A 6,895-nucleotide genomic window follows, 5' to 3' on the forward strand; every position below is an offset into this window, starting at 1 on the left:
CGTATTTGAGATCCTGTAGCTTCGTGACTAGGGACTCTTCAAGATCGCGTTCGGGTGTGCTCATATGGCCTACCCAATTCATCGGTCATTGGTCCAGCCGCCTTCGTTGGACTGTCCGATGAAAATGTTGTGACGGCACCCGACTTCTTAGTGAGAGTCTTCGGGAGATTTCGGGCTGTATACACCGTGTATATACTACAAGGTGTAAATACTACACCCTACGGTTCATTTCCGCAAGAAGAAGGACTGGTGGCACGATGGTTGGGGGAGGGATGGAGGTCGAGAAGGTCGCCGCCCTGGCGGAACTCATGGGGGATCAGAGGTGCCGGAATCAGAAGGAGGAGCGGTCTCGTTAACGATCACATTCGTTAGATCTTCGGCTTTGCCAGGTGCTGTTATGGCATTGTCAGAAGCTTTCTGAGCGCTGCCCCTTGCCTCGTTACGCTGATTCTCGAAAGGAAATTCGAGATCGTGCTACGAGACGCCGACAAAAATGGATAGGCGGACGGGTTTCTTTGCAGGACCACCGCGCGTCGCGTACAGTATAAGGGTGTCAACATTGACAGACTGTGGAGGGAGGTAGTATTATACAACGTAATACACTCCCGCAGATTCAAAGATGTAAGGAGACCATCATGGCCTCGCTCAGTACAGAAATAGCGGCTTACGAGAAAATGAGAGATTACTTGGAGGCGGACCATTTTGGCGAATGGGTTATCATATGCGATGAAAAACTACAAGGGGCATACCCAACATCAGAAGAGGCAGCCTATAACGCTGTTAAGCGATTCGGGCGTGGTCCTTTCTTAATCCGGCACGTTGGTGAACCTCCTAAAACACTACCGGTTTCTGTGATGTATAGGGTTTGAGATGGCTTCAGTAAGAGCGGGATTCAGCAACACCAAAGACGAGTTAGCACCAGACCTGTTAGTGCAATTTGGGCCTACATTAATGGTGCAAATAGGGTTCGATCCAGACTTCCAACCTGGAGGGCTACACCCCAATCTGCCCAGTGTACCTTCGCCGGCCTTAATTGATACAGGGGCGACGGAAAGCTGTATAGATTCTACCCTTGCTTTGAATTTGAATTTGCCAGTAGTAGATAGGCAGACTGTCTCTGGGGCACACGGTTCGCATGCTTTGAACTATCACCTCGCCCAGATTTACGTGCCCGATCTACAATATACAGTATATGGATTGTTTGCAGGGGTACATCTCACTGTCGGCGGTCAACCTCATAACGCTATTATGGGGCGGACTTTTCTGCAAGGTTTTACCATGACTTACGAAGGTACTACCGGGTCGGTAACAATCAGCCGTGATAACGATGCCTAAGATCCTGATACCGACCTATACTGCGAGTCTGGTCAGGTTCCAGCAACGACGCGTGAGTTGTGTGGTTGGGGCGACTATCAAATAAACGAGCGGGCTCCCATGCCGGGCGCCGGCGGGTCCGGTTAACCAGAGGTCCACGGTAGTTCGTCCTTCGTGTAGGTACCGCTCAAGGCTGTTCAACGCTTGATACTTCTTCCAACGGTTTTACGTAATCCTAGAAGAATCCTACCAATACGGTAATTAAACATCGTCCGAGAATCGGGAAACAGTATGGGAGATTTACCTAGACCATTTAATGCGGTAGAAAAGCAGTGCTGTAGAAACTGTCATTTTCTATCAAAAAGACTAAAGAACGGCAGCGGAGGATACTCAAAACCGGTATCGTGGACAGAGGATGAGCGATTTCAGTTTGATTACTTTAGAAGACATCGAAACTCGAACGAATTACCGGCTGGGGTAAGTTTCGATACGGTTCTATGTTACAAAAACGTATGGCCGCAGATCGAGTATGAGTACTATTTGCCCACCTTAAATGTTATTGATTCGGTAATCAACGAAGAACGAACTGATTGTTTCCATATCGCGTCACGACCGGGAATGGCGTTCGAGACCGCAGAGGAACTATTTCGGATCGAAAACGAAAACAAGAAATTAAGGAATGCACATTGGGCTACAGTCGCAGGTTTGACTATTGCAGGTCTTGGGCTGTTTTTAAACTTTATCGTGCAAGTCGTCGCTCGAAATTCATCCACTCCCTGACATTACCTATTATTCATCCCAAAGCCGCATGAGCCAGTCTCGATTTTCCAATCCTTCATCAGACTACGGGAATCATGGGTCGCCCCGGCTTCGTAGTCGACGGAAAGATCAGGTCTTGCCCATCCCGTTAGTGTTCCGCTTCATCCGATACCGCTTAAGCCGTCTCTGCCAGCGATACGCGGTGATGTTTCCCGCTCTTCATCCGTACCGTTAAAATCTCCCACATAGCTGTACTTGGCCAATCTCGCACTGGGAACTTCTCGGTAATCAATTGCCTAATGGCGCTGTTTCTTCGTTCGGTAGGGACACGCAAGACAAAATAAAACCCCGAAACCCTTTACAAATAGAGGTTTCGAGGTGCGTGTTGGGGACAAGTTAGGACTATATGGGAAGGTTAACTTGATGGAGGTGGGGGGAATCGAACCCCCGTCCGGAAGTGCCTAAGCGGGAACGTCTACATGCATAGCCTGTTTTTTGGTCTCGTTCCGGAGAACTCCAGCAGGCAGGATTTAACCGGAACCAGCCTCAGTTGAGTCTCGCCGGCGCCCTGAGGCGCGACGCCCGGCCAGCCTGCTTTATCGACGTTTTTGACCATCCCGCAGGCGGGGCTGATCAAAAACGGGTTGCGCTAAGTTACCTTAGGCAGCCATTGCATACGAAGGTTCGTCTGCAGATAATTTTGTTCCCAATGGTTTAACGAGGTTATCGGGGACCTCGGCACGCGGTTCCCACCGCATCCACTCCCGTCGAATCCTTTCACCCCCATGTCAAAGAAGGTAGGGCATTTGCCCGTCCCTGTCAAATCCACCCTTGCGCAATGGCGCGGGTGCGATCGGGATCGGGCAGTGCACCGCCAGGGAATCGAACCCCGAACCCACTGATTAAGAGTCAGTTGCTCTGCCAATTGAGCTAGCGGTGCATCCATGAGCGCGGAAGGAATCGAACCTTCGACCCACAGATTAAAAGTCTGTTGCTCTGCCAACTGAGCTACGCGCCCTCGCAGGCGAAGCAAGATAAGCGGTTTCGCCTCGAAGGTCAACCAATTTCCGGTTTTGGACAGGCTGGCCGATCGGCCCCGGCCGTAGTGTGCTAATAGCACCTGTATTTGGGTTTTCGGCTCGTGTCAGGTTGGGCCTGGTCCTGATATCCAGCAACCCGGTTTTCCCACGACCCCGCGACCCCGCGAACCTGCGTGAGCTCTAAACGCGGCAAACCCGCGAATGCCCTACAGGAATATGGTCGCGTCCCGGTGCGATCCGACGGAGACGATATTCACGTCGGTCTTCACCAGTTCCGAAACCCGTTCGATATAGGCGCGGGCTTTAACCGGAAGATCGCTCCACGTCCGGATGTGCCCGGTGGGCCGGTCCCAGCCTTCCATCTCTTCGTAGACGGGTTCGCACCGGGCGAGGACGTTCGCGTCGTTGGGCAGGTGGGGGATCACGTCGCCGTTCAGCCGGTAGCCCACGCACAGCCGGAGCGTCTGGAGACTGTCCAGCGTGTCGAGCCGGGCGAGCGCCAGGCTGTCGATGCCGTTCACCATGACGGCGTAGCGAACGACCATGGCGTCGAACCAGCCGCAACGCCGAGGCCTGCCCGTCGTGGCGCCGTATTCGCCCGCCATGCGCCGGAACTCGTCGCCCCACCTCGACGGAAACTCCGTGGGGAAGGGCCCGTTACCCACCCGGGTGGTGTAGGCCTTGGCCACGCCGATGACTTCGTCGATACGAGTGGGTCCGACGCCGGCGCCCATGCAGGCGGCGCCCGTGGTCGTGTTGGAAGACGTGACGTACGGGTAGGTCCCGTGGTCCACGTCCAGCAAGGTGCCCTGGCTGCCCTCGAAGAGGATCTCCTTACCATCGTCAATGGCGTCGTTGAGGTATTCCGAGGTGTTGATCACGTATGGACCGATCTGCCGGGCGAAAGCCAGGTATTCCTCGATGATCCGGTCCGCGTCCAGCGCCTCGGCCTGGTAGATGGCGTCGAGGATCCTGTTCGCCTCGTCGATGTTTCGCTGCAGCTTCTCCCTGAGCACGCCGTGGTCATGCAGGTCGACGATGCGTATGCCCTTGCGTGCGGCCTTGTCCGCGTAGGCAGGCCCGATGCCCCGGCCCGTCGTGCCGATGCGCTCTTCTTCCTGCCTTTGTTCCTCTCCGACCCGGTCGATCAGCTTGTGATACGGCATGATGAGATGGGCGTTGTGGCTGATGAACAGGCGTCCCGCCACGTCGATGCCGTGCGATCCGAGCATCTCGATCTCTTCCATCAGCGCTTCGGGATCGATCACGGTGCCGTTACCGATAACGCAGGCCTTTTCCGGTCGAAGAATGCCCACGGGAATCAAGTGGAGGATGTATTCCTGGTCTCCGATCTGGACAGTGTGCCCGGCGTTGGCACCGCCCTGGAACCGCACGACGATATCGGCTTGCTCACTCAGAAAATCGACGATCTTGCCCTTGCCTTCGTCGCCCCAGGCTGCGCCTACGAGAATGCGAACGGCCATCTTTGCTTCCATCTCCCTGACTTATGCCCGGATGGTCGGCGCTACGCGTCATCAGAGACCGGAATCCGGGGCCACAAACAATAAAAGGGCGAGTCATAAGACCCGCCCTCGAGACCGTTAGATCTTACAGTTCATTGTATGCAGTATGAAAACGGAAGGTCAAGAAAAAACGGCTGACAAAAGCGCGTGATGTCAGATCGCCGGCGCACTGTCGGCGCATCACCATAAAGCCGCCGGCGCACCGCCGGCACCTAACCAGCGTATCGCCAGCGTGGGCCCGCACATTGGCTTCGCATCGCTGTCGCACCGCCGGACAGATCGGTTGACAATCGAGGCGTACGGGGTACTAATGATGTAAGACTGAAAGCGGGCGGGAGCGAAGGACGCGCAAGTCCCAATTCAAAAGAGGATTGGAGGCAAGACCTACCCATGTATTCATGTATCAACGGCGCGACGACCATGCCCTATACGCTCGAGCAGGATCTGGCAGCCGCGGCGAAAGCAGGGTTCGATGCCGTGGAGATCTGGTCCAGGAAACTGGACGCGTATCTGCGGGACCACGATGCCGTCGACCTCATGGCGCTCCTGGATGGCTACGGGTTGCGTGCGGCCTCGCTGTGTCCTTACGGACTGGTCGGGTTCTCCGATAACAGGAAAGAACTGGAAACCATCGAACACGCGGCGGCGGTTGCCGCGGAGATCGGTTGCCCTGTCCTCCTGGTCTGTGCCGACGCGCCTCCGGAAGGCATGGGTAGAGAGGCAGCGTACGACATCATGGCCGCCACGGCCCGCGCATACGCCGAGCGCGCCGCTGCCCACGGCGTCAAGGTCGCCATCGAACCCCTCGGGCGACATCCCTTCATCCCGGGACCCCGTGAGGCCCTGGCGGTGATCGAACGGGCCGGGCACGACAACCTGGGTTTGATGATGGACTTCTTCCACTACTACAAGTCGGGCGTTCCCCTCGAGGACATACGGGCTATCCCCACCGAACTACTGCTGATCGTCCACGTCGACGACTGCGAGGATCTCCCGCCTGAAGCGTTGACCGACCAGCATCGTGTCTACATGGGCGACGGCGTGCTGCCCCTGAAGGACATGCTGGGCGTGCTGCGGGAGAAGGGCTACTCGGGCGCCCTGTCCGTCGAGATCTTCCGGGAGGAATACTGGGCGAAGGACCCGGTGGACATATCCGTCGCGGCGAAAGCGGCCTACGACCGCATGATGGTCCTCTGATTCCAGCACTTCGCTTTACCCGATATACCGCGATTCGAGATAGTCACCCGCCGCCGGGCCGACAACGAGCCGCCTACCGATTGGCGCTATTCCGCTTCCGGCTTACTGTACCGCAGGTTCAGGGTTTTGGGATGGGCGGCGCGCGCCTCGTCGAGGCGGCCGACCGGCGTGGTGTGTGGGGCGCCTCGGACAAGCTCCGGGTCGTTTTCCGCTTCTTCGGCGATTGCCGTCATGGCGTCGATGAACTGGTCGATGGATTCCTTGCTCTCGGTTTCCGTGGGTTCGACCATGGCCGCCTCGGGCACGATGAGCGGGAAGTAGATCGTCGGTGCGTAGAAACCGTAGTCGAGCAGGCGCTTGGCGATATCGAGCATCCTGACGCCGTGCTCGCGGAACCGGGTGCCGGAGGCCACGAACTCGTGCTGGCAGGGCACCTCGGCGGGAATGGGGGTCTCCTTCTGTGCGCCGTGGACGAGAACGGTGCGGGGGTAGTGTTTCTCCAGGCGCCGCATGATGTAGTTGGCGTTCAGGATGGCGTTCTCGCTCACCTGGCGCAGGCCGTCGGGACCGTTGGCGCGGATATAGGCGTAGGCCCTGACCATCATGCCGAAGCTGCCGCCGAAGCCGCGGACGCGGCCGATGGACTCCGGCCGATCGTAGTGGAACCGGTACGCGTCGCGGTCCTTCACCGGCACGGGCGTCGGCAGGAAACGGACCAGGTCGCTCCGCACTCCGACGGGTCCCGCCCCCGGGCCGCCGCCCCCGTGGGGTGTGGAAAAGGTCTTGTGCAGGTTGAAGTGGACGACGTCGAATCCCATGTCGCCGGGCCGGGCGATGCCGAGGACGGCGTTGAGATTCGCCCCGTCCATGTAGAGCAGGGCCCCGGCGTCGTGGACGATGTCCGCGATGGTGCGTATCTCCGATTCGAACAGCCCAAGCGTATTCGGATTGGTAAGCATGAAGGCGGCCGTCTCCTCGTCGATCAGCTCCGCCAGCCGGCCGGTGTCCACGAGCCCGTGGGCATTGGTCGGGATCTGCACCGTCTCGTAACCCACCAGGGTG

General features: G+C 57.4%; 5 protein-coding genes, 2 tRNA genes and 1 other RNA gene. 3 read left to right on the forward strand and 5 right to left on the reverse strand.

Annotation, left to right across the window (positions count from 1 at the left end; all coding sequences use genetic code 11):
• Positions 1 to 635: 635 nt before the first annotated feature.
• A complete protein-coding gene (locus OXG98_20230; protein MCY3774340.1) occupies positions 636 to 869 on the forward strand; it encodes a hypothetical protein in 234 nt (77 codons plus the stop codon).
• A 1-nt stretch (position 870) separates the two neighbouring features.
• Complete coding sequence (locus OXG98_20235; GenBank protein ID MCY3774341.1) at positions 871 to 1,335, forward strand: retropepsin-like aspartic protease; 465 nt, start codon at positions 871 to 873, stop codon at positions 1,333 to 1,335.
• Between the two features lie 1,159 nt (positions 1,336 to 2,494).
• On the opposite strand, the gene ssrA is transcribed toward OXG98_20235, so the two are convergent.
• From ssrA to OXG98_20255, 4 genes are all read right to left on the reverse strand, one after another.
• Positions 2,495 to 2,858, reverse strand: a transfer-messenger RNA (tmRNA) gene (gene ssrA, locus OXG98_20240).
• Positions 2,859 to 2,940: 82 nt separating this feature from the next.
• Positions 2,941 to 3,013: transfer RNA gene (locus tag OXG98_20245), tRNA-Lys, on the reverse strand.
• Positions 3,014 to 3,018: 5 nt separating this feature from the next.
• Positions 3,019 to 3,091 (reverse strand) — tRNA-Lys (locus OXG98_20250).
• Between the two features lie 228 nt (positions 3,092 to 3,319).
• On the reverse strand, positions 3,320 to 4,597 hold the full coding sequence (locus OXG98_20255; protein ID MCY3774342.1) for an adenylosuccinate synthase: 1,278 nt from the start codon (positions 4,595 to 4,597) through the stop codon (positions 3,320 to 3,322).
• 429 nt (positions 4,598 to 5,026) lie between these two features.
• Here OXG98_20255 and OXG98_20260 point away from each other — a divergent pair, with 429 nt between their 5' ends.
• A complete protein-coding gene (locus tag OXG98_20260) occupies positions 5,027 to 5,833 on the forward strand; it encodes a sugar phosphate isomerase/epimerase (GenBank protein ID MCY3774343.1) in 807 nt (268 codons plus the stop codon).
• 86 nt (positions 5,834 to 5,919) lie between these two features.
• Here OXG98_20260 and gcvPB read toward each other — a convergent pair.
• Positions 5,920 to 6,895 (reverse strand): aminomethyl-transferring glycine dehydrogenase subunit GcvPB (gene gcvPB, locus OXG98_20265; protein MCY3774344.1); only part of this gene is annotated, 976 nt, incomplete at its 5' end.

The sequence above is a fragment of the Gemmatimonadota bacterium genome, from assembly GCA_026706345.1.
Taxonomy (GTDB): Bacteria; JAAXHH01; JAAXHH01; order JAAXHH01; family JAAXHH01; genus JAAXHH01.